Source organism: Asticcacaulis sp. P2_B1, assembly GCF_056404915.1.
Map to the genome: position 1 here is coordinate 196,839 of NZ_JBFUDD010000001.1, position 24,125 is coordinate 220,963.

At 58.1% G+C, this 24,125-nt stretch carries 25 protein-coding genes and 1 pseudogene; 13 read left to right on the forward strand and 13 right to left on the reverse strand.

The window, feature by feature from the left end; genetic code table 11:
* Positions 1-25: 25 nt before the first annotated feature.
* The 4 genes from secG (at position 26) to AC1DX3_RS00920 (ending at position 3,997) form a co-directional block, all read left to right on the forward strand.
* The gene (gene secG, locus AC1DX3_RS00905) at positions 26-700 is read left to right on the forward strand and encodes a preprotein translocase subunit SecG (RefSeq protein ID WP_476987348.1); all 675 of its coding nucleotides are present in this window, start codon (positions 26-28) and stop codon (positions 698-700) included.
* Positions 701-829: 129 nt separating this feature from the next.
* Positions 830-2,464 carry a CTP synthase gene (locus AC1DX3_RS00910; RefSeq protein ID WP_476987349.1) on the forward strand — a complete coding sequence of 545 codons (1,635 nt, stop codon included), beginning with the start codon at positions 830-832 and terminating at the stop codon, positions 2,462-2,464.
* An 85-nt stretch (positions 2,465-2,549) separates the two neighbouring features.
* Complete coding sequence (locus AC1DX3_RS00915; RefSeq protein ID WP_476987350.1) at positions 2,550-3,563, forward strand: hypothetical protein; 1,014 nt, start codon at positions 2,550-2,552, stop codon at positions 3,561-3,563.
* A gap of 50 nt (positions 3,564-3,613) precedes the next feature.
* Positions 3,614-3,997 carry a RidA family protein gene (locus AC1DX3_RS00920; protein ID WP_476987351.1) on the forward strand — a complete coding sequence of 128 codons (384 nt, stop codon included), beginning with the start codon at positions 3,614-3,616 and terminating at the stop codon, positions 3,995-3,997.
* On the opposite strand, the gene AC1DX3_RS00925 is transcribed toward AC1DX3_RS00920, so the two are convergent.
* Positions 3,994-4,368, reverse strand: a complete 375-nt coding sequence (locus AC1DX3_RS00925; protein WP_476987352.1) for a cupin domain-containing protein — start codon at positions 4,366-4,368, stop codon at positions 3,994-3,996. The genes AC1DX3_RS00920 and AC1DX3_RS00925 overlap by 4 nt on opposite strands.
* Before the next feature lie 106 nt (positions 4,369-4,474).
* On the opposite strand from AC1DX3_RS00925, the gene AC1DX3_RS00930 reads away from it, so the two are divergent.
* On the forward strand, positions 4,475-4,948 hold the full coding sequence (locus AC1DX3_RS00930) for a hypothetical protein (RefSeq protein ID WP_476987353.1): 474 nt from the start codon (positions 4,475-4,477) through the stop codon (positions 4,946-4,948).
* 139 nt (positions 4,949-5,087) lie between these two features.
* Positions 5,088-5,270, forward strand: coding sequence for a 50S ribosomal protein L32 (gene rpmF, locus AC1DX3_RS00935; protein ID WP_476987354.1), 183 nt, complete (start codon positions 5,088-5,090; stop codon positions 5,268-5,270).
* 55 nt (positions 5,271-5,325) lie between these two features.
* Here the strand turns inward: rpmF and xth are convergent, their stop codons facing one another.
* The 4 genes from xth to AC1DX3_RS00955 all read right to left on the reverse strand — a co-directional run bounded on the left by xth (position 5,326) and on the right by AC1DX3_RS00955 (position 8,525).
* Positions 5,326-6,102, reverse strand: coding sequence for an exodeoxyribonuclease III (gene xth / locus AC1DX3_RS00940; RefSeq protein ID WP_476987355.1), 777 nt, complete (start codon positions 6,100-6,102; stop codon positions 5,326-5,328).
* Between the two features lie 3 nt (positions 6,103-6,105).
* Entirely contained in the window at positions 6,106-6,330 is a 225-nt protein-coding gene (locus tag AC1DX3_RS00945) for a hypothetical protein (RefSeq protein ID WP_476987356.1), read from the reverse strand.
* Positions 6,331-6,405: 75 nt separating this feature from the next.
* On the reverse strand, positions 6,406-7,668 hold the full coding sequence (locus AC1DX3_RS00950; RefSeq protein WP_476987357.1) for a M23 family metallopeptidase: 1,263 nt from the start codon (positions 7,666-7,668) through the stop codon (positions 6,406-6,408).
* Between the two features lie 2 nt (positions 7,669-7,670).
* Entirely contained in the window at positions 7,671-8,525 is an 855-nt protein-coding gene (locus AC1DX3_RS00955; protein ID WP_476987358.1) for a hypothetical protein, read from the reverse strand.
* Between the two features lie 549 nt (positions 8,526-9,074).
* Here AC1DX3_RS00955 and AC1DX3_RS00960 point away from each other — a divergent pair.
* Together AC1DX3_RS00960 and AC1DX3_RS00965 are read left to right on the forward strand one after the other, a co-directional pair.
* Positions 9,075-10,119, forward strand: a pseudogene (locus tag AC1DX3_RS00960) (aspartate-semialdehyde dehydrogenase).
* Positions 10,120-10,308: 189 nt separating this feature from the next.
* Positions 10,309-11,094 carry a glucose 1-dehydrogenase gene (locus AC1DX3_RS00965; RefSeq protein ID WP_476987359.1) on the forward strand — a complete coding sequence of 262 codons (786 nt, stop codon included), beginning with the start codon at positions 10,309-10,311 and terminating at the stop codon, positions 11,092-11,094.
* Here AC1DX3_RS00965 and AC1DX3_RS00970 read toward each other — a convergent pair.
* Entirely contained in the window at positions 11,025-12,254 is a 1,230-nt protein-coding gene (locus AC1DX3_RS00970) for a sensor histidine kinase (RefSeq protein WP_476987360.1), read from the reverse strand. The genes AC1DX3_RS00965 and AC1DX3_RS00970 overlap by 70 nt on opposite strands.
* Positions 12,255-12,537: 283 nt before the next feature.
* On the opposite strand from AC1DX3_RS00970, the gene AC1DX3_RS00975 reads away from it, so the two are divergent.
* Positions 12,538-13,425: a DMT family transporter gene (locus AC1DX3_RS00975; protein ID WP_476987361.1), complete on the forward strand. Its 888-nt coding sequence runs from the start codon at positions 12,538-12,540 to the stop codon at positions 13,423-13,425.
* 591 nt (positions 13,426-14,016) lie between these two features.
* Here the strand turns inward: AC1DX3_RS00975 and AC1DX3_RS00980 are convergent.
* The gene (locus AC1DX3_RS00980) at positions 14,017-14,820 is read right to left on the reverse strand and encodes a lipid II flippase Amj family protein (RefSeq protein ID WP_476987362.1); all 804 of its coding nucleotides are present in this window, start codon (positions 14,818-14,820) and stop codon (positions 14,017-14,019) included.
* Between the two features lie 174 nt (positions 14,821-14,994).
* On the opposite strand from AC1DX3_RS00980, the gene AC1DX3_RS00985 reads away from it, so the two are divergent.
* The gene (locus AC1DX3_RS00985) at positions 14,995-15,714 is read left to right on the forward strand and encodes a sce7726 family protein (protein ID WP_476987363.1); all 720 of its coding nucleotides are present in this window, start codon (positions 14,995-14,997) and stop codon (positions 15,712-15,714) included.
* Here the strand turns inward: AC1DX3_RS00985 and AC1DX3_RS00990 are convergent.
* Genes AC1DX3_RS00990 through AC1DX3_RS01000 form a run of 3 tightly spaced genes read right to left on the reverse strand, consistent with a single transcriptional unit; the run spans position 15,711 to position 17,752 of the window.
* Positions 15,711-16,769 (reverse strand): beta family protein, encoded by a 1,059-nt coding sequence (locus AC1DX3_RS00990; RefSeq protein ID WP_476987364.1) that lies wholly within the window; start codon positions 16,767-16,769, stop codon positions 15,711-15,713. The genes AC1DX3_RS00985 and AC1DX3_RS00990 overlap by 4 nt on opposite strands.
* A gap of 9 nt (positions 16,770-16,778) precedes the next feature.
* Positions 16,779-17,279 (reverse strand): ImmA/IrrE family metallo-endopeptidase, encoded by a 501-nt coding sequence (locus AC1DX3_RS00995; RefSeq protein WP_476987365.1) that lies wholly within the window; start codon positions 17,277-17,279, stop codon positions 16,779-16,781.
* An 11-nt stretch (positions 17,280-17,290) separates the two neighbouring features.
* Positions 17,291-17,752 (reverse strand): hypothetical protein, encoded by a 462-nt coding sequence (locus AC1DX3_RS01000; RefSeq protein ID WP_476987366.1) that lies wholly within the window; start codon positions 17,750-17,752, stop codon positions 17,291-17,293.
* A 217-nt stretch (positions 17,753-17,969) separates the two neighbouring features.
* On the opposite strand from AC1DX3_RS01000, the gene eno reads away from it, so the two are divergent.
* Positions 17,970-19,247 (forward strand): phosphopyruvate hydratase, encoded by a 1,278-nt coding sequence (eno, locus tag AC1DX3_RS01005; protein WP_476987367.1) that lies wholly within the window; start codon positions 17,970-17,972, stop codon positions 19,245-19,247.
* A 358-nt stretch (positions 19,248-19,605) separates the two neighbouring features.
* Here eno and AC1DX3_RS01010 read toward each other — a convergent pair whose 3' ends face one another.
* The 3 genes from AC1DX3_RS01010 to AC1DX3_RS01020 form a co-directional block, all read right to left on the reverse strand.
* Positions 19,606-20,121, reverse strand: a complete 516-nt coding sequence (locus AC1DX3_RS01010; RefSeq protein ID WP_476987368.1) for a hypothetical protein — start codon at positions 20,119-20,121, stop codon at positions 19,606-19,608.
* 199 nt (positions 20,122-20,320) lie between these two features.
* Positions 20,321-21,478 carry an acyltransferase family protein gene (locus tag AC1DX3_RS01015; protein ID WP_476987369.1) on the reverse strand — a complete coding sequence of 386 codons (1,158 nt, stop codon included), beginning with the start codon at positions 21,476-21,478 and terminating at the stop codon, positions 20,321-20,323.
* A 184-nt stretch (positions 21,479-21,662) separates the two neighbouring features.
* A complete protein-coding gene (locus AC1DX3_RS01020) occupies positions 21,663-22,304 on the reverse strand; it encodes a VOC family protein (RefSeq protein ID WP_476987370.1) in 642 nt (213 codons plus the stop codon).
* Between the two features lie 357 nt (positions 22,305-22,661).
* Here AC1DX3_RS01020 and AC1DX3_RS01025 point away from each other — a divergent pair, with 357 nt between their 5' ends.
* Both AC1DX3_RS01025 and pdhA read left to right on the forward strand, forming a co-directional pair.
* Complete coding sequence (locus AC1DX3_RS01025; protein ID WP_476987371.1) at positions 22,662-22,952, forward strand: FtsB family cell division protein; 291 nt, start codon at positions 22,662-22,664, stop codon at positions 22,950-22,952.
* Positions 22,953-23,107: 155 nt separating this feature from the next.
* Positions 23,108-24,124 (forward strand): pyruvate dehydrogenase (acetyl-transferring) E1 component subunit alpha, encoded by a 1,017-nt coding sequence (pdhA, locus tag AC1DX3_RS01030; RefSeq protein WP_476987372.1) that lies wholly within the window; start codon positions 23,108-23,110, stop codon positions 24,122-24,124.
* Position 24,125: the final 1 nt, after the last annotated feature.

Below are 24,125 nucleotides of genomic sequence, written 5' to 3' on the forward strand. Positions count from 1 at the left end.
AGACTTGGCAAGATAAATACCCGACATGATATTTGGCATTCTCCTGACTATTCAAATCATCATCTGCGTCAGCATGGGCGGGTTAATCCTGATCCAGCGCTCCGAGGGTGGCGCGCTCGGCATGGGGGGCGGACCGTCGGGCTTCATGTCGGCACGGGGCGCCGGCAATCTCCTGACGCGTATGACCGGCATACTGGCCTTTCTGTTTTTCGCCAATTCTATCGGTTTGACCATCGCGGGTAATATGGAAACCCGCGCTACCTCGGCTATCGACAAGGTCGACACCAGCGGTATCACGCTGGACAAGTCGAGCCTGCCGACCGCCCCGGCTGCCGCGGCGTCTTCGACATCGTCGGCGCCTTCGCTGAGCGACCTGCCCCTGGCGACCACGCCGTCGCTGGCGCCTGCCAGCTCAAGCGCTGCGCCGGCCGCCACTCCCAAGGCCAGCGCATCGAATGCGCCCCTGACCGCTATGCCGCCGCCGCTTAAGCTGCCGTCCTCGTCGTCCTCATCTTCATTGACGCAAAAGCAGATCGATACCGCCAAGGCGAACATCTTCAATACGTCCTCGTCGTCGGCCAGCAAGGCTCCGGCATCGGCTTCGGCCAGCAAGGCGCCATCGTCGTCGTCTTCGGCGTCGAAAACCGCCAACGCGCCGGCAGCGCCCGCGTCTTCGTCCACAAGTTCCGCCCCGCACTAAGGGCCGAATCACTTTAGCGTTCTGAAGTTCAGACCCACGGGTATTAACTCGTGGGTCTTCTATATTTTTGATTTTCGCAGTCCGAAAAAGCGGTGACGTTTTTGCCGGATTGCCTGGATGGTTTGAATTATGGCCCGTTTCGTTTTCATCACTGGCGGGGTGGTCTCCTCGCTTGGCAAGGGACTGGCGTCGGCGGCCCTGGGTGCTTTGCTCCAGGCCCGGGGCTTCAAGGTTCGACTCCGCAAGCTTGACCCTTATCTTAATGTCGATCCGGGCACCATGTCGCCCTACCAGCACGGTGAGGTCTTCGTCACCGACGACGGCGCCGAAACCGACCTCGATCTCGGCCACTATGAGCGTTTTACCGGCGTCAATGCGCGGAAGAGCGACAATATCACCACCGGCCGCATCTATTCCAACATCATCGAAAAAGAGCGCCGCGGCGACTATCTGGGCGCCACCGTCCAAGTCGTGCCGCACGTCACCGATCAGATCAAACAGTTCGTGCTGTCCGATCAGGGCGACGCCGACTTCATCCTGGTCGAAATCGGCGGTACGGTCGGCGATATCGAAGGCCTGCCGTTTTTCGAAGCCATCCGCCAGTTGGGGCAGGAACTGCCGCGCCGGCAGTGCTGTTTCATCCATCTGACGCTTTTGCCGTTCGTCAAGACGGCCGGCGAGATGAAGACCAAACCGACCCAACACAGTGTCAAGGAACTGCGCTCCATCGGCATCCAGCCGGATATCCTGTTGTGCCGCTGCGAGCAGGAAATCCCGGCGGAAGAGCGTCGCAAGATCGGGCTCTTCTGTAATGTCCGCGAAACGGCGGTCATCCAGGCCATGGACAGCGACAATATCTATGCCGTGCCGATCGATTACCATCGCCAGGGGCTCGATACGGAAGTCTTGAGCGTCTTTGGCATGGAAGCACCCGCGGCGCCGGACCTGTCCTTGTGGGAGGACATCACCCGCCGCTACCAATTTCCCGATGGCGAAGTTTCCATTGCCATTGTCGGCAAGTACACGGTCTTAAAAGACGCTTACAAGTCCTTGATCGAAGCCGTTTATCACGGTGGCATGGCGAACAATGTCCGCGTCCGCATCGACTGGGTGGAATCGGAAACCTTCGAGGGCGCGCCGGAAAACGTCATCGAACGGCTGGAAAACGTCCATGCCATATTGGTGCCCGGCGGTTTCGGTGAACGCGGCGCCCTGGGCAAGATCGAAGCGGCGCGTTTTGCCCGCGAAAACGACGTGCCCTATTTTGGCATCTGTTTCGGCATGCAGATGGCCGTCCTCGAAGCCGCCCGCCATATGGCCGGCATCAAGGATGCGTCCTCGACTGAGTTCGGCAATACCAAGGAGCCGGTCGTCGGTTTGATGACCGAATGGCTGAACGGCAATGAGCTGACCCAGCGCGCGGCCGGCGGCAATCTGGGCGGCACGATGCGGTTGGGCGCCTACCAGGCAAGCTTAAAAGCAGGGTCGAAAGTCGCTGAAATCTATGGCGATACCGAGATTTCGGAACGCCATCGCCATCGCTACGAAGTCAACCGCGACTATATTCCGCGTCTGGAAGAGTGCGGCCTGAAATTCAGCGGCATGTCGCCCGATGGCCTGCTGCCGGAGATCGTCGAACGCGAGGATCATCCGTGGTTTATCGGCGTCCAATACCATCCGGAACTCAAGTCGCGTCCGTTCGCGCCGCACCCTTTGTTCAGCAGCTTTATCGCCGCTGCTAAGGTCCGCAGCCGACTGGTTTAACGGTATGGGCGCCGTACAGACTTTCTGATACGTACGGCATATGACGCCTTACACTGATATCTCAGGTTATCGAAAGCGGTCGGCTTTGCCGGAAGCCTTGCAGCGCGTCTTGATAAAGCTTGGCGAGCAGATTTCCGGGGGCCAGTTTAAGGCGTCCGATATCGCAGTAGCCGTTGAAGGTATGGCGCGCCTGCCGGTCACCGCCTTAAGTGCCGCATTGTCGGAAATACCCCAGTACGCAAACCTCCACGCCTGGTACGGCGGATGGTATTGGGAAACCAAGGAACTGCCACCGAAAGCCCGCGAGTTAGCCGCCCTTAGGTGGATCGACGGGCTCGAATATCTATTCATCTTTCACCGTAACGGTTTCCTGCGTGAAGCCGCGCTCAAAAAGATTACGCGCCCCATCCCGTCCCCCTTCCTTTTTGCGGCCGTCGCTTATCGGCTAAACGACTGGGCCGGGCCGGTGCGCCAAGCGTCGGTGGCTTGCGCCGAGCGAACGTTTCTCATCACGGATCCGGACGTCATTGCCGCGGCAGGTGAACATCTTTTGCTGAAAATGGATCTATGGCTGAGGGGCGCCAAAGAGGTCCGGGCGCTCGATATCGCTTTTTCGCGAGAGGACGTTCTGGCCAGTTTGGCCAATCGTCTCATGTCGGCAGACACCGGCACCCTTGGTCGCGTGCTAAAATCGGCGCTTAGATATCCCGGTATGGACAAATATCTGGCATCGCTTTGCACAGATGCCGTTCAGCCAAATGTTCGGGCGCTGGCCTTGCAAGCCCTGGTCAAGGGCGAAGCTGTATGGGCGAATGGCTTTGAGGTTCAATGGATTGATAAATCCATGGGTATGTCGCGGCTCGTCGCCCGACTAATAAGGCGCCCGTTGACGGTTAAGGCGCCGATCGCGGAACTGATCCGGCTTGGTGCTGCCGACAACGCGGTGGCCGTCCGTAAGGTCGCAATGCAAGCCTTGGTGGATCATTCGGACCTGTGGCCCGCTATGCCGGATCTTGCCGATCGCTTCGCCGCCGATAAAGGCGCCGGCATACGAGCGGGGGCAGATTATATTATCCGTCATCGCGATGTAGCCGGTTGATTTCCAAGGCGCGAGGCGGCACAAGCGGGCAAACATTTCAGGAGACCGTCATGCCCCGCCAACTCATCTCTTCCGGTTCGCCTTTCGAAGGCGAGATAGGATTCTCCCGCGCCGTTCGTGTCGGCAACCGCATCGAAGTATCGGGCACGGCGCCGATCAAGGACGGCAAAACCGCCGGGACGGATATGTACACACAAACCCAGGCCGCGCTGGAGATCGTCGTCAAAGCCGTCGAAGTGGCTGGTGGCAAGACATCGGACATTATCCGCACGCGTATCTTTCTGACCGACCTTACGCTGTGGAAAGAGGCGGCGCGGGCGCATGGCGAAGTGTTCGGCGATATCCGCCCGGCCTCGGCCTTTATCGGCTCCAGCGGCTTCGTTAATCCGGAATGGCTGGTCGAAGTCGAAGCCTCTGCCCAGATCGAAGACTAGGCCTCCAGGGGCCTTAGCTGGTCCGCCAGGGTACGCGTGCGCTCGGTGACGGTGTCGCCGGTGTGCAAGGTGGTCTTCTTCTCGATCAGCAGGACGTGACATTCCTGCTCGGCCACCGGATTGTGGCGTACACCCTTCGGTACGACATAGATCTCGCCTTCATCTAGCTCAACGGCGCCGTCTTCCATCTCGATACGCAAACGGCCTTTAAGGATCAGAAAGAGTTCGTCCTCGTCGGGATGGGCATGCCAGCCGAAAACGCCTTCGATCTTGGCGACCTTGACATAGTTGTCGTCGAGTTCGGCAACGACGCGCGGCGACCAATATTCGGTCAGGCCGGCAGCGAGGCGGTGCGGGGAAATGGCTGTCATTACGGACCTCTTAGGAGTTCCCTTGAGCCTACTGCGGCTCTCTCAGATTGCCAATCGCCAATCCCGTCATATGTCGCTACAATGACGTCCATAACGGGAGAATATCATGACATTGAAGGACGACCTCGGCCTGGCGCCGCGTATCCTCTATTTCCTGTTCGGCAGCTTGTTGGCCGTCGCCACCATCGCCACGGCCTATCATGACTGGCCGCTGGTCCAGGCGCACAAGAGCTCGGCGATCGGCTTTCTCCTGATCAATATTATCGCCTTGCCGTTGGCCGTGCTGATCATTCTGTGGGCTGTTATCGGCCGGCACCGCGAATGGCGGGTGAATGAGCAAGATATCCGCATCCGTTTGCTCAGCCTGACGTCGTGGCAAAAGACCCAGCATATCGATCCACAGGAGATCGAAACCCTGTCTGTGGATTCCTATGCTTATGAGGATCGCGCCAGTCGCACGGCGCATTGGTTGACAGTCACGCTCAAGGACGGCAAGACCTATACCTCGCCCAAGATGTTCGACAAGGCGGCTATCGACCAGGCCTATAGCGAGGTTGAACGCCTGAAGGGGGCGAGCTGAGGTTTTTCCGCGATTACCCCTTGATACCTTGGGCGAGTTGATGCATAAGGCCCGCCTCTTGACTCACATCCGTGCGTCATAACCCCTATATGCGCCTGAAGGCTTTGGCTTTCGGCCCTGACCAAGAAGAGAGACGGAAATGGCCGTACCCAAGCGGAAAACCTCGCCCTCGCGTCGCAATATGCGCCGCTCGCATGACGCGCTGGGCCCCAATGCCTTCACCGAAGACAAGGACACCGGCGAACTGCGCCGTCCTCACCATGTCGATCTCAAGACCGGCATGTACAAGGGCCGTCAGGTGATCACGCCCAAGAAGGACTAAGGTCCTTTATTGGTGGAAATTCGAAACGCGGGTCAGCCAACTGGCCCGCGTTTTTTTATGCCTTGTCCAGCTCTATCCATACCGGCGTGTGGTCGCTGGCCTTTTCCCAGCCGCGAGGTTCGCGGTCGACCTCGGCGCGCAGCAGGCGTGGCGCCAGGTTGGGGCTGAGCAGCAGGTGGTCGATGCGCAGACCGGCGTCACGGCCGAAGGCGTTACGGAAATAGTCCCAAAAGGTATAGATGCGCTCGCCCGGGTGCATCTGGCGCAAGGAGTCGGTCCAGCCTTGCGCCACAAGGGCGTGGAAGGCGTCCCGGACCTCGATGCGGAACAGGGCGTCGTCGAGCCAGCGCTCGGGCTTGTAGACGTCCATCTCGGTCGGCATGACATTGTAGTCGCCGGCCAGGACGACCGGCGCGCCGGAGGCCAGAAGTTCGGCGGCGCGGACCATAAGGCGTCCGAACCATTTCAGTTTATAGTCGAATTTGGGACCGGGATAGGGATTGCCGTTGGGCAGGTAAAGGCAGCCGACCAGGATGCCGTCGACGGCGGCTTCGATATAGCGCGAATGGCTGTCGTCAGGATCGCCCGGAAGGCCGCGTAGGGTTTCGACAGGGTCGGCGCCGCGGGCCAGGATGGCGACGCCGTTCCAGCTTTTCTGGCCGTGCCAGACGGCGCCGTAACCGGCATCGTTTATGGCCTTTATGGGAAACTTCTCATCCGGCGTCTTAAGTTCCTGGAGACAGACGATATCGGGCTTGGCCTGGTCCAGCCAGCGCAGCAGGACGGGCAGGCGGCCGTTGACGCCGTTGACGTTGAAGGTGGCGATCTTCACCGGCTAAAAGCCCGTGGAAATCGCCGCGGCGGCCTCCGGGACCTTTTCCAGTTCCGAACGCGCGGTCGGAGCGATGGGAAAACGATCGTCGTCCCAAGCGACATAGACCGTATCGGGCGTTGTCTTATGAGCCGCAACCAGGTCTTCGCCGGCGGGGTCGGCTTTTACGGTGCCGAGCCCACGCCTGGCGTGGCTGACGCGGTCGCCGTCCTTGAAGTGTTCGCTCATCGGTGCCTCCACGATACCTGTGGCGGCATTTTCCGACAGTGGGCATAAGGATTCAATTGCCTAAAGGGTTGGGGCCTAAACGGTCGGGCAGCCCGTACCGCCCAGCTTGCGCTTATAGGCATTGACCAGGGTCAGGTAGGGCGGGATCGGCGCTGTCTGACCCAGTTGTACGCCGTTGACCTTTTGCGCCAGCACCAGGCGGATTTCGAAGTGCATGTGGGTGGACGTATTGGCGGTGCCGAAATAGGTCGAGACGAGGCCGAGCTTTTGGCCGGCATGGACGACGTCGCCGGCCTTCCAATTGGGGTAATTGTGCAGCTGCGGGTATTTGGCCGGATTTTGGGTGTAGAGCGTCTTGGCGGTGCCGACCTGCAGCAGGTGGAGATAGCTGTAATAGCGCGACGGCTCGCCGGTGCTCTTGATCTTCAGCCAGTAGCGCGGAATGCCGTGCGAGGCGTTCCATTGCGTGTCTGCGGAGGTTTCGTAGATGACCCCGTCCTCGGCGGCGACCGCCCAATAGGTGTTCTTGCTGAGCGTGGCCGGGCGGATGTCCTGGCCCTGGTGGCCGCCATGGCCGCCATTGCACAGCGAATTGGCCTGGGTGTAGCCGCGATATTCGCAGAAGGTGTCGCGCCACGGATACATGTAGTTGCTGGGCGCGGTTTCCAGGTCGTGGAGTTTGTTGTAGTTGGCAATGGTGATGGTGCCTGCGGCGTCCTGGGCGCGCAGGGCCGCCAATTGCGATGCCGGCAGGGATTTGCCCCAGGCCGAGATATAGCCCTGGCCGCCGGGGTTGAAATATTGCGAATTGGCGTAGGCGGTGTCGGCCAGCGGGAAGCAGACCGCCTTGGTCAGGACCGACGACGAGCCATAGGCCAGGTTGTCGAGCGCCCAGGCATTGACCTGATTGTAGGAGGCGGTGGCGCCCGGCGGCATCGAATTGGCGATGACATTGCCCGGCGGGCAATAGCTGAAACCGTTGGCCGAATTGATGGTGGTGCAGGCGGGATAGGTCAGGCCGGTCGGGACCACGGCGACGCTGGAGGACGAAGACGAACTGTCGGAGGATGACACGCTTGCCGAGGCGGAGTCACTGACCGAAGCCGAGTCCGAGGCGGCTTCGCTGGCCGTGGCGCTGGCGGAGGCCAGGGTCAGTTCGTCGGCGGGGGCCAATGAGGTCGATGACGATTCCGAGCTGGCCAGCGATTGCGCGGTCGGCAAGCCCTTGACGACCGGCAGGCCGTAATTGCCGCCGTAGCATTGATAAAGGCCAAGCAGGATAAGGAGGAGAAGGATGACAATGATCGGGCCGGAGCCGCCGCCTTTTGACTGTGCCATGATTATTTCTCGATCAGTCTGCCGTTGGCATCGTAGTTTTTAGGATCGAGGCTCGATGAAGACGACGAAGACGAGGCCTTGGACGTTCCGGGTAAGACACCGCGCAGGTTCTTTTGAATGAGGGCGTCCTGACGCGCCTTGGCGGCGAGCTGCTCCCTGGTGGGCGGTGGCGGTTCCGTAGTTTTGACATTGGCGCGGAGGGTGCGTTCGGCCTGCGCCCCCAGGGTGACGTCGGTCATGGTGCCGACCACTTGTTGGATATAGCCGTTGCTGTCGCAATATTTGGCGGCGGTGTCAGGCGTGTCGCAATCGACCTCGACCGTATAGACGATGCCGTAACGGGTGAAGGTCGCCAATTGGCCGGACTCCGTCGGTTCGACGACGATCTTTTGCGCCTGGCCATTGATGGCGACATTGGCGACGGCATTGGTGACGATGGTGCCGGGCGCTACCTGGACATAGACGCTGTCGCCACTGACGGCGATATGGACACCCGGCGCCGACGGCTGGGGCAGGCTGACCGTATAGGTATGGATGCCGGGAATGAAGACCATGTCGTTGGTCTTCATATTGGGGCCAGCGTGGGGCACAAGGATGGGGATCTGGACGGCGTCCAGTTGGTCGGCATGGCGGCGGAAGCTTGGCACGGCCTTGACGCTGCTGGAGATCGAGTTGCGGTAATCGCGGGCGACGGCGTTCCAGTCGATGGCGGCGGGCGCCAGGGCCTGCAAGCCGGGAGCGGGGCCGCCGGCGACCTGGGACTGGGAATTGAGGGCGATGACCGCGACGGCCGATATGGCGCCAATGGCCGCGCCGATAAGAAGGATTCCGGGCCTGTTGCCGCGTTGCTCMGTCATAAGCTTCCCCCAAAAGCCTTGCGCTTCTCGCAAGGTTGCCATCGATCTTACGCAACACTGTTATTTAGTTAACACGGCGGTGGGGAGGCGTCATCCGTTAAGTTATCCGCTTGAGGGAGCGACTGAGTGCAGGGTGAAGACGTTTCGGAGTAGATGTGGCCGGTTTTCGGCACTCCGATCACTCCGTATCATTCCGCGCCTTTGGCTAAGCTATTGAATAGATATAATAAATGGTAAGGCCGCAACGGCGTTTTGACGATGCTTCGGAGTGATGCCAGAGTGGCGCGCGTATGCTGGACGAGGGTTTGGCTGGTACTCCAGGGCGTCCGGACATGGATTGACAATCGCTGCGCCCGGCCATAGAGACGTTTTCATGTCCGCCATCATGACCCCAACAGCCCGTAAAACAACTCGCTTCGGCGGGGCGTGTTCGGGTGTGCGCAAGGTCTGAGGCGCGACAACCCGAACAGAAGCCCCGCCGATGCGCGGGGCCGCCTATCCCAGATCGGCCGATACCCGCGCCTCCGCACTCACCAGGAGACGCATGATATGAACCCCAATTTTTCCTCATCCAACCCGCCCCATGTGGGCATCGTCGGCGCGACCGGATTGGTCGGCGAGATGATGCGCAGCCTTTTGGCTGAGCGCCATTTTCCGCTGAAATCCCTGCGCCTGTTCGCTTCGGTGCGATCGGCCGGGACGCGGTTGGCCTTCGGCGGCCAGGAGATCGTTGTCGAAGACGCCGAGACGGCCGATTTCCGCGGACTGGACATCGTGTTCTTTTCGGCTGGCGGGACGACGTCGCGGCTCTTGGCGCCGAAGGTGGCCGCGGCCGGCGCCATCGTCATCGACAATTCGTCGGCCTGGCGCGACGATCCGGAGGTGCCGCTGGTGGTTGCCGAGGTCAATCCGCACGCCCTGGCCTCCATTCCCAAGGGCATTATCGCCAATCCCAACTACGACCATGGCGGCCATGCCGGCCTTGAAGCCGTTGCATGACGCGGCCGGCCTGAAGCGGCTGGTGGTCAGCACCTATCAGGCGGTTTCGGGCGCAGGTGTCGCGGGCATACGCGAGTTGGAGGGCCAGGTTCACGCGGTGGCGGATGGCGGCGCGGCCTTGGCCCGTGACGGTCAGGCCGTGAGCTTTCCGGCGCCGGCGAAATGGGCCGTGCCCATCGCCTTCAATGTCGTGCCGGTCAACTATGTGATCGGCGAGGACGGCTATACCGAAGAGGAAAACAAGCTGCGCGACGAAAGCCGCAAGATCCTTGAAATTCCTGGCTTGCCGGTGTCGGGAACGTGCGTGCGGGTGCCGGTCTTCACCGGCCATTCGTTGTCGATCAATGCCGAGTTCGAGGGCGAGATATCGGTCGCCAAGGCGTTGGAGCTGCTGGGGCGGGCGCCCGGCGTAGTCATGGCCGAGGTGCCGAATCCGCTGGCAGCGGCCGGGCAGGATCCGGTCTTTGTTGGCCGTGTGCGGGCGGATCCGACGGTTGAGCATGGTTTGGCTTTGTTTGTGACCGGCGACAATCTGCGCAAGGGAGCGGCGCTCAATGCCATCCAGATCGCGGAAGTGCTGTTGCGGCAGGGATGAGGGGAGGTGAAATGCTGTACGATTTAAGGCCCCCACCACCACATCTAGCCGCGAAGGCGCGGCGTCGTGCGGTCCCCCGCCCCACAAGTGGGGCGGTATAAGGGAAATCAATGGCTTGGTGCGCCATAGCGTCGCGTATTGCATCCTTGTACCGACGCGGTCATGGTCGGTGGGCATAGGGAAAAAGCCATGAATCGGTTGAAGGATAAGGTGGCGCTGATTACCGGCTCGGCAAGCGGGATCGGTGCGGCGATCGCCAAGGCGTTTGCGGATGAAGGCGCACGGGTCGTCGTCGCCGATATTCACGAGGCGCGCGGGCAGGCTCTGGCGGCAGCGCTGGGACCCGACGCGTTGTTCGTCATGCTGGATGTGGCGGATGAAAGCCAATGGGTGCTGGCGATGGGGACCATCGTCGCCAGGTATGGCCGGTTGGATGTCCTGGTCAATAATGCCGGGATTACGGGATTGGAGTCCGGGCGGCCGCACGATCCGGAACATGCCTCGCTTGAGGATTGGCACAAGGTGATGGCGATCAATCTCGATGGGGTGTTTCTGGGCTGCAAACATGCCATTGCCGCCATGCGCCGGGCGGGCGGGGGCGGTTCGATCATCAATATGTCGTCGCGGTCGGGACTGGTCGGGATTCCGCACGCCGCCGCCTATGCCGCCAGCAAGGCCGCCATCCGCAATCACAGCAAGACGGTGGCGCTCTATTGCGCTGAACAGAACCTCAATATCCGCTGCAATTCCATCTATCCGGCGTCGATCCGCACGGCGATGTGGGAAGCCATGATCCATAGCGCTGACGAGGAAAAGGCGATGCTGGCCTCGATGCCGCTGCACCGGTTCGGCCGGCCGGAAGAGGTGGCGGCGGTCGCGGTGATGCTGGCGTCGGACGAAGCGACCTATATTACCGGATCGGAGTTCAATATCGACGGCGGGGTCTTGGCCGGCACGGCGACGTCACCCAAATAGGCCTTGCCATTGGTTTCGACGGCGACGACTGCCGACCCTCGCGGGAAGGTGACCATAAAGGTGGTGCCTTCGCGTTCGGTCGAGGTGACGCCGATGGTGCCGCCGTGGGCGACGACGATTTCCTTGCAGATATACAGACCGAGACCGAGATTGACGGTGGGTTCGGCAGATGCCGTGTCGTCGTCGACGATGACGCGGGTCAGGGAGTTGAAAAGGGTTGTCAAAGCCTCCGGTTCAATCGGGACGCCTTCATTATGCACCGTCAAGATGACCGCGTCGGTTTGGCCTTCGACGGTGACCGCAATGGGGGCACTGCGGAAACCGTATTGAATGGCGTTGCCGAGCAGGTTGGAAAAGACCTGACCTATCCGCGCCTTATCCCACAATCCTGAGACATCGCCTGAGACCTTCAGGCGGATCTCACGGGTCGGGTGCATGGCGCGCATTTCGTCGACCAGCTGATTGCTGACAAAGGCCATGTTCACGGCCTCCTTGACGATCGGCAAACCGGAACCGAGGCGGGCGCGGGTGAGATCGAGCAGGTTGGTGACGATCATATCCGCGCGGGCCGTGCTGTCGGTTATCTGGGTCAGCAACATGGTTTGACGATCGCTGAGGGTGCCGATTTTGACGGCCAGTTGCGCCGACATCGAAATGGCGCCCAGGGGATTGCGCAGGTCGTGGCTCAATATGCCGAGGAAGAGATTGCGCGACAGGTCGAGCTTGCGCGAATAGTCGTGGATGGATTCGGTCATGGCCTGGTCGACCGCTTCATGGAAACGAGTCAGGCCCTGGATGGTGTCTTCGGTCATAACAGGCTTGGACGCGCTCCACAGCTTGACGACACTGGCGCGCAGGGCACGATATTCCGACACCATTTGATCCATGTTGAAGCCGCCGTCATGGCGTAGCGCCGCATGGGTTTCGGCGGCGCTGGGGTAGGCGGCCTTCGGCTTGTCACCGTGGGACTTGGTGACCTGCTCCTTGGCCGTTTGGGCCGTGCGCATGTCGTTTTCGATAAAGGCAAGGATTTCAACAATATGATTGCGCAGGGCGAGCGGGCTCATATGCTCGGCGGCAGGCACAAAGGTTTTAGCGAAGTTTTCCCATTCCTTGACAATCGGCGCCGTGTTGTCGCGAATGAAATCGGCAATGGGCATCAAGAATATCTTTCAGCAGCGGGAAAAGCGAGACGCGGAATTCATCTCATAAACGCCTGTAAAAGGCAGGCATACTATTTGTCGGCCGAGCGTGGAGGTGAGCGAATATTTCCACATTGAAAATATACATCTAGCCATTCAAGCGACTCTACACAGATTATTTGAGATAGATAGAGCGTGGATCGCGTAAATTGGCTAAGCGGTCATGTGTCGCGACGCTATTTGTCCATCGGCGCGGATCGGCTATGGCACGGTAGGTAGCGGTGTGACCTGCGAAGGGAAGATGATGACGGTTTTCAAGCTGGGCAATGTCAAACGCGGCGGGGTGATGGCGCTGGCCTCGGCCGTGCTGTTCGGGGTGTCGACGCCGGCGGCCAAGGTATTGGTCGGCAATGTCCATCCGTTGATGCTGGCGGGGTTGCTGTATCTGGGGTCGGGGCTTGGTTTGGGGTTGTTCCAGGTGATCGGGCGGCGGGGCCAGGCGATCAACCTGGTGCGCAAGGACATGAAATGGCTGGCGGCAACAGTGTTGTTCGGCGGGGCCCTGGGGCCGGCCTTGTTGATGTACGGTTTGACCCAGACGTCGGGGGCGGTGGCGTCTCTGTTGCTCACTTTGGAAGGGGTGTTTACAGCACTCTTGGCGTGGATGGTGTTCCGCGAGCCGTTCAATCGCCGGATCGGTTTGGGCATGGCGGCGATCTTTGTCGGGGCGGTCGTATTGGCCGTGCGCGGGCGGGCGGGGCAGGCGGGTGTGACCGGGGCCTTGGCGGTGGCCGGGGCGTGCCTGTGCTGGGCGATCGACAATAATTGCACGTCGCGGATATCGCATGGAGATGCGCCGACATTGGCCAGTATCAAGGGGATTGCCGCCGGGGTGGTTAATGTCGGGTTGGCATTTGTGGTTGGGGCGGGGGTGCCTTCGGGCGTGGCTGTCGGGTCGGCTTTGGTGGTGGGTTTGGCGGGGTATGGGGTCAGTTTGGTGTTGTTCGTGCTGGCTCTGCGCGAGATCGGGGCGGCGCGGTCGGGGGCTTATTTTTCGACGGCGCCATTTATTGGGGCGGTTGTCGGGTTGGTGGCTTTGCATGAACCCTGGAGCGTGGCCCTGGCGGTCGCCGGCGGGTTTATGGCGCTGGGGGTGTGGTTGCATCTGACGGAAGGAAAGTCAGGTTAGGTGGCCCGCAGATTACGCAGATTACGCAGATTTTTCAGAGCGTTATTGGACGGTGTTGATGTGTTGATGCCACGAGAAGAGGGAACCACGGATGAGGCACGGATGCGCCGCTGCGCGGCGGCACGGATGAAGGCACGGATGGTGCGCGCTGATCTGGTTGCGCCTGAAGGGCCATCGAAAGCTTGGTGGGGATTCGAGCGCGCTTCGCGCCGCGCGCTGAAAAAATCTGCGCAATCTGCGTAATCTGCGGATAGCCCTTCTTTCTGACCGGTCGGGGACGGCAGAGACGGCGGCGCTAACGACGATTATTGACGTGATTGCCGGGCATAAAAGAGGGTTTCGAGACGTGAAAGACTGCGTATTCGGCGGTTTTGGCGCGGTTTTGCCCTGTTTTTTGCGGTGGGCTGGGCTGATCGCGAGGCCGCTTGGGCCGGGAATCTGTCTCTTTTCGGATTTTGCCTGCTTTTCTTCATCCATTCCTATCCATTTAATTGCGGATGAAAACGTTGTTAGGGGCTCTGATCCGAATTTGCCGGCTTGTCTTCATCCATTCCTATCCAATTAATTGCGGATGAAAACGTTGTCAGGGGCTCAAATATGGGCCGCTATCACCGCAATCAGGGTCGCCGACGGCACCAGGAGGATTTGGGCCAGGCAGGTGCCGGTGATGCGGGCGCCGGCCAGCCAGACGACGGCACGGCGGAAGGTCTGCTCGCTGGTGCGGCCTTCGACGACGTCGTCGGTCATGATCGACAGGTGGGGATCGATAAAGACAAACAGCAGAATCGTCGCTACGCCGTTGATCACCGATGACAGCATGCTGGCCGTCACGCGGTAGGCGGGATTGAGCGAACCGGCATAGAGGGCGGCGAAGACCGCGACCGTGACAAGCGCCTGGGCGGCGATATTGAGGCCGATAACGGTGGGCGAAAGGCCTTCAGCCAACTTGACGTTTTTGACATGGGCCATGGCCGGCATCGTTGCCGCGTCGCGGATATAGGCCAGGCCGCCTCTGGCAAAGCCATGCATGAGCAGTTTCGGAATGGAACGGTGGACCTGAAAATGCAGGACGGCGCGGCTGAAGAGGCGTTGAAAGGTCGGAACCATCAGGGCGCCGATGATGGTGCCCAAGGTCGCGGCCAGCAGCAGCCAGCGAAAATCCGTCAGCAGGTGGTTGGGGACTTCGCCTTTCAGGGCCGATTCAATGCGCTTGGCGAGGAAAGGTCCCTGGAAGGAATTGGAGGTTCGGGAGACCAGGACCAGCACGTTGAACAAGGCGAAGGAGACCGCGATACGACGGGTGCGGACGCCGGCTATGCGGACGGCGTAGGCCAGGGTGCCGATCAACTGGATGATAAAGGTCAGCGCACATAGTCCCAGCAAACCCCAGTCCATGTTTTAGCGTCCTCTTGGTGGAGTTTGGAATGTGCTGCCGGGGACGGGAAATGTCTATGGGGATTCTTGCGAGGGAAGTTCTGTAACTGTATTTGACGGACGGAAAAGGCGCGGCTTCGGTCTTGAAGAATATGTAAAAGAAGGATATATCCCTTTTGCAGCTGGAAAGTATTCATGAAAAATTTAAAAATAAACGAATTATACATAAAGTATAAGGTCATGGAGCAATTGCGCTCTATTCGAGTTTTGAATAATAAGGCGATAGTGGCAAATGAGTATTGCCTTGGGCATGCGGGCCGTCGCGTTGATCTTGCCGTGTGGGGCAAGGAATTTGTGGGAATTGAGATAAAAAGTAAATATGACAGTCTAAAACGCCTACATGATCAGCTTGACGTATATAAAAATTGCTTTGATAGAGTTTTATTGATTGTGGCGGAAAAGCATGTTGAGAATTCACTGTTAATTGCACCACCGTGTGTTGATGTTTGGTCAATTGACGATTTCGGAAAGATAAGACCAATTAGAGACAGATCTGAAATCCAAAAGCCGAATGTTCAAACGGTTTTGAAACTATTGAAAATTTCAGATCTAAAGCGATTGAACAATTTACCCTCAAGCGCACGTGCATCAAGGTCGCATCTCGAGAACCTTTCCCAGGAAAAGGATTTCGATGCTATACGCGAATGCCTGAGAGTGAGCTTTTACAAAGCATTTGTCAAAACTAGTGATCAATTCTTTGATAAAACAAAGAGAAAGAAAATCTCCCCGTTAAATATTGTGCAATTGAGTCGATTCATAGAGCAGAGAGAAGCTAATCGAAAAGCTCAAGCGGCGGAGCGTGAGTACTGGAATACTTGGAATGCTCAAGCCAGGATGGCTTTAGGTGAAAATTAGTCTTTCCATTCTGTTTCGCTCGGCCCTGATCCCGCATTTAGTTGTACGAACATATGCATGTTAATTCTAGCGGCAGTGGACTTAGCGGGACTATAAATCCCGTCAGCATGCAAAACCGAAGTTTTCTTGATCAATTCCGAGCCCCAGACACCAAGGTCTATCCATTCGTCAGATGTTAGAGCCCGTAACGCAGCATTTTGATAATTTGCGGTTTTTTCTTCGTTGTCATCGCTCTCTCTAAAAAAGTACCATTTTGTGGCGCTAGGATTATCGATCCTAGCTGGGCTCTTGCCGCCACCACCCATATCTTGCGCTCTGGCACTACCACGATCACAATAAATAATATTGTCGTCGCCGAAGTGGGCAACAAGCAAGTCATGGAACCGTCGCTCAAAAATTTCTTGGCTGTCTAAGCCATCGAAACTCGAGGGAAATGTAGAGGCAGAAAATGACAAAATACAATCGGGGACATTCTTCCTGATGCTCGTAGCTATCGCGTGAGCCTCAGCTACCTTGGTTAGAATGTCCCGGTTCTTTTTCCTGTAATCTAGGATGAAGTAAACGAACTGATTGCTATCGTATGTGGAAAGCAGCTTGGAAATAACATCAGCAGACGGAAATTGCTCCTCGATCAACCTGATAACTATGCCTCTTCCCATTTCTTGCATACGATCAATTTGAGGAATGATTTCAGCATAATCGGCTAGTTGGAGGCAGGGGATATAATTGGCGTGTGCTTCAATAAAAGCGCACCAATTATTATACCCATTTGTAGAATCTCGTAGATCTGTAATTTGGCTATGGACCGGCCTGGTGCTGTCCGGCGGAAAGGTCTTGTCGGTAATATCTAAGATTGCCGGATTATTGCCTAATGCTGCATCAATTCTGGCAATCGCACTGTCAAGTTTATGGGCTCCACGCCACGGCTGTAAAATCACGAATGGCAGCATTTTCGCCTTAATATGCGGCGGCAGTTCCTCTAGGGCGTCCATCTCTGCGGGACTGACTTTTAATATTGGAGTGTAACCGAAATCATTAATTCCGACCGGATGCATTTATCATTCCTAACCAATTCCCAAGCGAATTTTCATCGCAGACTCAGAAACATTAAACTTATCCGCTAAAAAATCTACGGCATTATCAACCCCAAGTGCGCCCGCTCGATCAAGCCATTTGTTGACGAGATACTGCGGCATCAATAAATCCGCAGCCAAGCGGTTTGCTTGCGCCTCACGCCAGTCAGACAAACTCGAACGATAAAGCACGTCGTCGACAATTCCGTTTCCGATATCGTCGCGATGCAGTAGAAAATGCGCCACTTCGTGCGCTACCGTGAATCTTTGGCGCCTCGCTGAATCCGTCTTATTTACACGGATAATAAAGGAACCTCGGTGATCCGGGTCCGGGCGAATTTCACCGGATATGCCTGATTTCAATGTTGTGGAGACAACTTTCAAACCTAGCTCTTTTGCGATCGTAGAAACTCTAACAGGCGCCTCAATTTGGTGGGCAGATATTTGTGTCTTGATTCCGCCATCAAGGTTTTCCCATTCACGACTCGCCATTTTGCCCTCCTTTATCCTTCAAACGGTTGTTCATCTTCGCCTGCAACTGGCGGGTTCGGTGGGTTAGCCTCGGCTCCTTCGGCTCGCGTCGATGCGTCTCCATAAATCAACATATCGACGCGTTTCTCAAGTATCTCTCTCAGTACTCCACTTTTTAGCTGGTCCGAAACGTGCTGAACGATAAGACGCTCGATGCTTTCCTTGAGCTCTCCTTCTTTCAGGCGGGCTTCCAAGTGCTTCCGGGAAGCTTCTTGCATAATCTCTTTCAATTTGTTGTAGCCCCATATGGACCCAATACCGATGGCAAGGGCAACAATTGTCAGTATCACTGACACGCAACTCAAACTGATCGCCGCAAAATCTGCAAAACTCAGCCCGTTACTGGCCGCATCAGCCACCGGCGCAGAGGATTGAATAACATAGGAATCTTTCTCGACGGACGATAGCGCTAGCAAAATGATGTGCAAAGTCATGAAGGCCGTTTCGCGTAAAAGAGCAGGTTTATTTGCTGGCAACCTACGCTATGTTTCCAATATGTTCCACTCAAATTTGGGTTTAAGCGGGACAATTGATTCCACTTGCGGTCAATGTCGTCGCTAACAACGCAATTGCCCTGCTTGCCCTCCGCACCATCCCTCGCTATAGCAGCCCTGCAAATTTCCCTTGATCCCAGATAGCAGGACACTCCCCATGGCCGAAATTATCGACATCACCGCGCGCGAAATTCTCGATTCGCGCGGCAATCCCACCGTCGAAGTCGATGTGACTCTGGAAGACGGCAGCTTCGGGCGGGCCGCGGTGCCGTCGGGCGCCTCGACGGGCGCTCACGAAGCCGTGGAAAAGCGCGATGGCGATATGAAGCGTTACGGCGGCAAGGGCGTGCGCCAGGCGGTCGATGCGGTCAATGGCGAGATTTTCGAAGCGATTTCGGGTTTTGAAGCTTTGGACCAGCGCCGTTTGGACCAGACCTTGATCAACCTGGACGGCACGCCGAACAAGGCGCGTTTGGGCGCCAATGCTATTTTGGGCGTGTCTTTGGCGACCGCACGGGCGGCTGCGCAGTCGTCGAACCTGGCGCTTTACAAGTATGTCGGCGGTCTGGGCGCGCGAGTTTTGCCGGTGCCGCTGATGAACATCATCAATGGCGGCGCCCATGCCGACAACCCGATCGATATCCAGGAATTTATGATCGTGCCGGCCGGCGCCGAATCGTTCTCGGAAGCTTTGCGCATGGGGGCGGAGATCTTCCATTCGCTGAAGAAGGGTTTGAAGGCTGCCGGTCACAACACCAATGTCGGCGACGAGGGCGGTTTCGCGCCGAACCTGGCTTCGGCCGAGGAAGCCTTGACCTTTATCATGAAGGCCGGCGAGCAGGCGGGTTATAAGGCCGGTTCGGACTTCTGGCTGGCCATGGATGTGGCGTCGACGGAGTTCTTCAAGGACGGCAAGTACAATATGACCGGCGAGAAGAAGATCCTCGATGGCATGCAGATGGTCGATTATCTGGCCGGGCTGGCGGATGCCTTCCCGATCTGTTCGATCGAGGACGGCATGGCCGAGGATGATTATGAAGGCTGGCAGATGCTGACCGAGCGTCTCGGCGACCGTATCCAGCTGGTTGGGGACGATTTGTTCGTGACCAATCCGGATCGTCTGGAGACCGGGATTGTCGAGGGCATGGCCAATTCGATTCTGGTCAAGGTCAACCAGATCGGTACGTTGTCGGAAACGATGGATGCGGTCGATATGGCGCATCGCGCGGGCTATACGTCGGTGATGTCGCACCGTTCGGGCGAGACCGAGGATTCTACGATCGCCGATTTGGCGGTGGCGATGAACTGCGGGCAGATCAAGACGGGGTCTTTGGCGCGTTCGGACCGGACGGCGAAATATAACCAATTGCTGCGGATCGAGTCGCAGTTGGACGATGAGGCGGTATATGCCGGCGTCGGGGTTATCCGCTGCTAATTTATGGGGTTTGGGGCCCGAGGCCCCAAGTCTTTCCTTGATTTCGATGGAAAAGGTCGTGCTCTTGGGCGCGGCCTTTTTTATTGGAAGCTGGAGGGGGGGCTGGTCGCGTAAGGTAGGAAAGGGGTCCACAGATTACGCAGATTACGCAGATTTTTCAGAGTGTTGTCGGCGGATTTTGGAGCGCGTTGGCGGTAGTAAGTGGGAACCACGGATGAAGGCACGGATGGTCTTGCTGCGCCCGAAGGGCTGTCGAAAGCGCTTCGCGCGGTGAAGGTTTCGACGTTAGAGCGCTGAAAAATCTGCGCAATCTGCGTAATCTGCGGATAGACCTTCTTGTCTTAGGCAGGTGAGCGGCTTATGCGGCTTCTTTCGAGGCGCGTTTGAAGTTGGCGATCAGGGATTTCAGCTGCTCGGCGGTGTATTCGTCGCGTTGTTCCGGCAGGGGCATCCAGCCGTTTTGGCGGGTGAGAAGTTCGGGGCGGCACAACTCGGATTTTTTACCGCCGGGCTTGAGCCTGACGCCCTTGACCTCGGGATATTCCCAGACCTTTTGGCCTTTCCACAGGCAGTTGCGGCGGAAGCGGGTGATGGCGTCGGCATCGACTTGCCAGGATTCAGCGTAGCCGAAGATGGCGTGATAGGGCAGCCAAATGCCGAAGACGGTGAAGAAAAGGCCAGCAATACGGGCAATCGCGCCCACTCCCGTAAAGAACGACAAACCGGCAGAGATTAGGATGAGGCACAGGCTGGCTACGATCACAAGCGGTCCGAGCAGGGCTATGATTATGCGCTTTCGCGTGCCGAATTTTTTCTCATAATTTATCGGTGTTTGCGGCGAGCCTGCGGCTTCCGACGTGTTGAGCTGAGACATGATTCCCCCTAACCGAGATTCGCCATCCATATTGGCATTCGGTCGGAGGGCATTCTTGGCATGAATGTTTGCGTTTACAAGGGGATATCGGAGTTTACGGACACCAAAAGAAAGGAAAGCAAGATTCCCCACCACCACGCCGCAATGGCGGCGCGGTCCCCCTCCCCGGCAAGCGGGGAGGTGCAAGAAAAACAAAGGCTTATAACTTCAGGAACCAGCGTTTGCGGTAGCAGAGCCACAGGACCAGGAACACGACGCAGAGATAGGTGACGCTGACCAGGAAGGACGACAGGTCGGGATCGAAGACGCGGGTGAACATGATCTGGCCGGCCCATTTCAGCGAAACCTTGCCGTATTGGGCCGACGGAATCCACAGGAGGTCGAGGAGCGGGGCGAAGAGGAAGCAGATCAGGTAGGCCAGCAAGGGATTGGCGCCGTACACCTTGAGCGGGAAGAGGACGGGGCCGGCTTTGAAGCGATCGATGAGGACGGTGAGGAGGGAGAGCAGGACAAGGGCGAAGCCGGTGCTGAAGAGGACGAAGGTCGAAGTCCAGATGTTTTTGATGATCGGGCAGATGAAGTTCAGAGCTACGGCGAGGGCCATGAGGGCAAGGCCGGTAAGGCAGGCTGTGAGAATCGGGCGCTTGAGCTTTTGCCAGGCGAGCGCCGTGAGAGCGCCGAACAGGATATTGACGGCGGAGCCTGCGACATTGAGCAGGCCGTCGGGATCGAAGACGACCTTGCCGTCGACCGGCCACCAGATGAACATGTGCGGGACGGTGAAGAGTTTGCGGTCGATATAGGCCGGCCAGCTGCCGATAGGGTCGAAGCGCGGGGCGCCGAAGCCCGGGACCGGTACGAAATAGAGCAGAGCCCAGTGGGCGAGCAGAATCACCGCGCCGGCGCCCATGATCATCTTCCACGAGAAGGTGAGCTTGTCGTCGTCGCGTTTGGCGGTCCACAGGACGATCAGGGCGGCGATGGCGAAGGCGAGACCGATCTTTTGCAGAACGCCCGGAATACGCAGATGAGCAAAGTCGAAGGTGGGATAGGCGTTCAAAAACAGGCCGATAGCGACGAGGGCTAAGGCACGCCACAAGATATGAAAGGTGAGTTGGGCGTTGCTGGCGCCTTTCTCGGCGCGGTTTGCCAGGGAGAGCGGGATGGCGGCGCCGATGCAGAAGAGGAAGACGGGTGCTACCATATCGATCAGGTGGCCGCCTTGCCATTTAGCGTGCTGGATCCATTGATATTGGTGGTCCCAGGCGCCGGGCGTCAGGTTGATGAGCATGCCGATAATGCTCAGGCCCCGCAAAATATCGAGCGATTCCCAGCGCTTTGTGGTAAGTTCGGACATGGTCGCCTCCCCAGGGTCATGTTCATGTAAGCGTTTACATGAACATGGGAGCGCTCACATGTCAACRCTTATACCAACGGCCATAAAGGATGACCGTTGGTATAAGCTCTTCTTGAGCTCAAACGCCGCATGGCTCCTCGCAACGGCTCGGGCGGGCGCTTGCCCGCTGCCAACGGCGGATAAGTCAATCATCCGCCGTTGGTAGTGAGGCTTGGGACATGATGGCAAGGGGGCGGCCGTCATTGTCGGTGAAGAAGGCCATCCATTCTTCGGTGCCGTCTGCGTGACGGTGGATCATGTGCGGGGCATGAGTGAAAACGACGCCGCGGGCGGTCAGGGATTCGCAGGCAGCGTGGATGTCGGGGACGCGGAAATAGAGAATCGATTCGTTGGTGTCGGGTTTTTCGTTCTGGGAGAGGAAGAGGCGGGTGCCGCCGCAATCGAAAAAGGCCAGGTCGCCGAAGGAATAGAGGTGCTTGAGGCCAAGGACGTCTGCGTACCAGGTGCGGGCTGCGGCAATATCGCGTGTGCTGCGGGCAATTTGGCCGATGGCGCCGAGTTTTGTGTCGGGCATGGTGGTGTCCTTTATATATAGCGCGCTGTCCATGGCGATGCCGGCCCATGCCCTGAGTTGCTTACGCGTTGTAAAGCCTAGCTTTTGTAAGGCGTTGCTGATGTGGTACTTGACGGCGTCGAGGGTGACGCCACGGCGTTGCGCGATCGTGCGATTGGTCATGCCGTGGCGGACGGCGTTGACGATCTGCCATTCGGCAGGCGTTAAGAGGTCGGGGCTGGGCGGGCGGCCGCGCGGACGGGAAGGGGGCATAAGGGGGTTTTTAACATGAAGGTGGGGGATTTTCCCTACCCGAAGAGAACTACGGTCGGTGATTTTTACGAGCGACAAGGTCCCCACCACCAACGCGCAAGGGCGCGTCGGTCCCCCTCCCCGGCAAGCGGGGAGGATCARAAGAAGTGGAGTCTGGGCAAAAAGGGCCTAAGTCGTTCAAGTTTTGACAATAATGATAAAAACGGTGTGATCCAGGGCGGGCATTTTGATAACTTCTTGTGTCGCGAACCGGTCGGTTTGTAACGCTTTGTTAACTGCGATGGCGCAAAATTGCTGGATAGTTGTTACCGCAGTCCAGAAAGGGCGCAAGACGTGTTATTCAGATTGAGGCCCTACTTGCCAACTGCCATAATCACCCTTGTTCTCACCTATGTCTGCGTGCAGTATTTAACCGGCGACAAAGGATTCTTCTCTCAAGAAGAGCGCGATCTTGACATGAAAGCCAAGACCGAACAGCTGGCTCAACTTAAAACTGAGCGTGCCGACTTGGAAGCGCGCGCCCGATACTTGCGCACCGACAACCTGTCGAAGGATTTACTCGAAGAGCGGGCCCGTGTCCTGCTGGGTCTGTCCGAGCCGCGTGCCTACGTCATACGCACACCTATCGATCAAAGCGCTAACTCCTGACCGTTCTTTAGCCCTTTACGCGAACGCAGCCATCTCATAAAGGGATGGGGCCTTCGCTTTGCGCTGCGTCATCCGTACGCACGCCACACCCGAAGCACCCATTTTCAAGGCCGAAGATATGAACCGGCCGCCCGCCTATTCTATGGGAGATGTCCATGGCGCGTGCCGCCCAGAAAGACTCCACGACAGACGCAGGTTCCAAATTGAGCAATGTCTCAAAGGATGAGCTGCTGAAATATTATCGCCAGATGGTGTTGATCCGCCGCTTCGAAGAACGCGCCGGGCAGCTGTACGGCATGGGTTTGATCGGCGGCTTTTGCCACCTTTATATCGGCCAGGAAGCCGTTGCGGTCGGGATGGAAGCGGCGTCGAAGGACGGCGACCAAGTCATCACCGGTTATCGCGACCACGGCCACATGCTGGCGGCCGGCATGGATCCCAACGCCGTCATGGCCGAGCTGACCGGGCGTGCCGGCGGGTCGTCCAAGGGCAAGGGCGGGTCGATGCACATGTTCGACATCGAAACCGGCTTCTTCGGCGGTCACGGTATCGTCGGCGCCCAGGTGTCGCTGGGTACGGGTCTGGCCTTCGCCGACTTCTATAAGCAGAACGGCAATGTCTCCTTCACCTATTTCGGCGACGGCGCAGCCAACCAGGGCCAGGTCTATGAGAGCTTCAACATGGCCCAGCTGTGGAAGCTGCCGGTCGTGTATGTGATCGAAAACAACGAATATGCCATGGGCACGTCATTGGCGCGCGCTTCGGCGACGGTTAATCTGTCGCAACGGGGGGCCTCGTTCGGGATTCCTGGCGAAACGGTCGACGGCATGGACGTGTTCGCCGTCAAGGCCGCGGCCGAAAAGGCCGCCGAGCACGCGCGTTCGGGCAACGGGCCCTATATCCTGGAAATGAAGACCTATCGCTATCGCGGCCACTCGATGTCCGATCCGGCGAAGTACCGTTCCAAGGAAGAGGTCGACGACGTCAAGAAGACACGCGACCCGATCGACCATATCAAGACCATGCTGGAACAGGCCGGCGTCGCCGAAGCCGAGATCAAGACCATCGATGACGAGGTCAAGACCATCGTGTTGGCGGCGGTCGAGTTCGCCCAGACCTCGCCCGAGCCCGATCCTTCTGAACTGTACACCGACGTCTATACGGAAGCCTGAT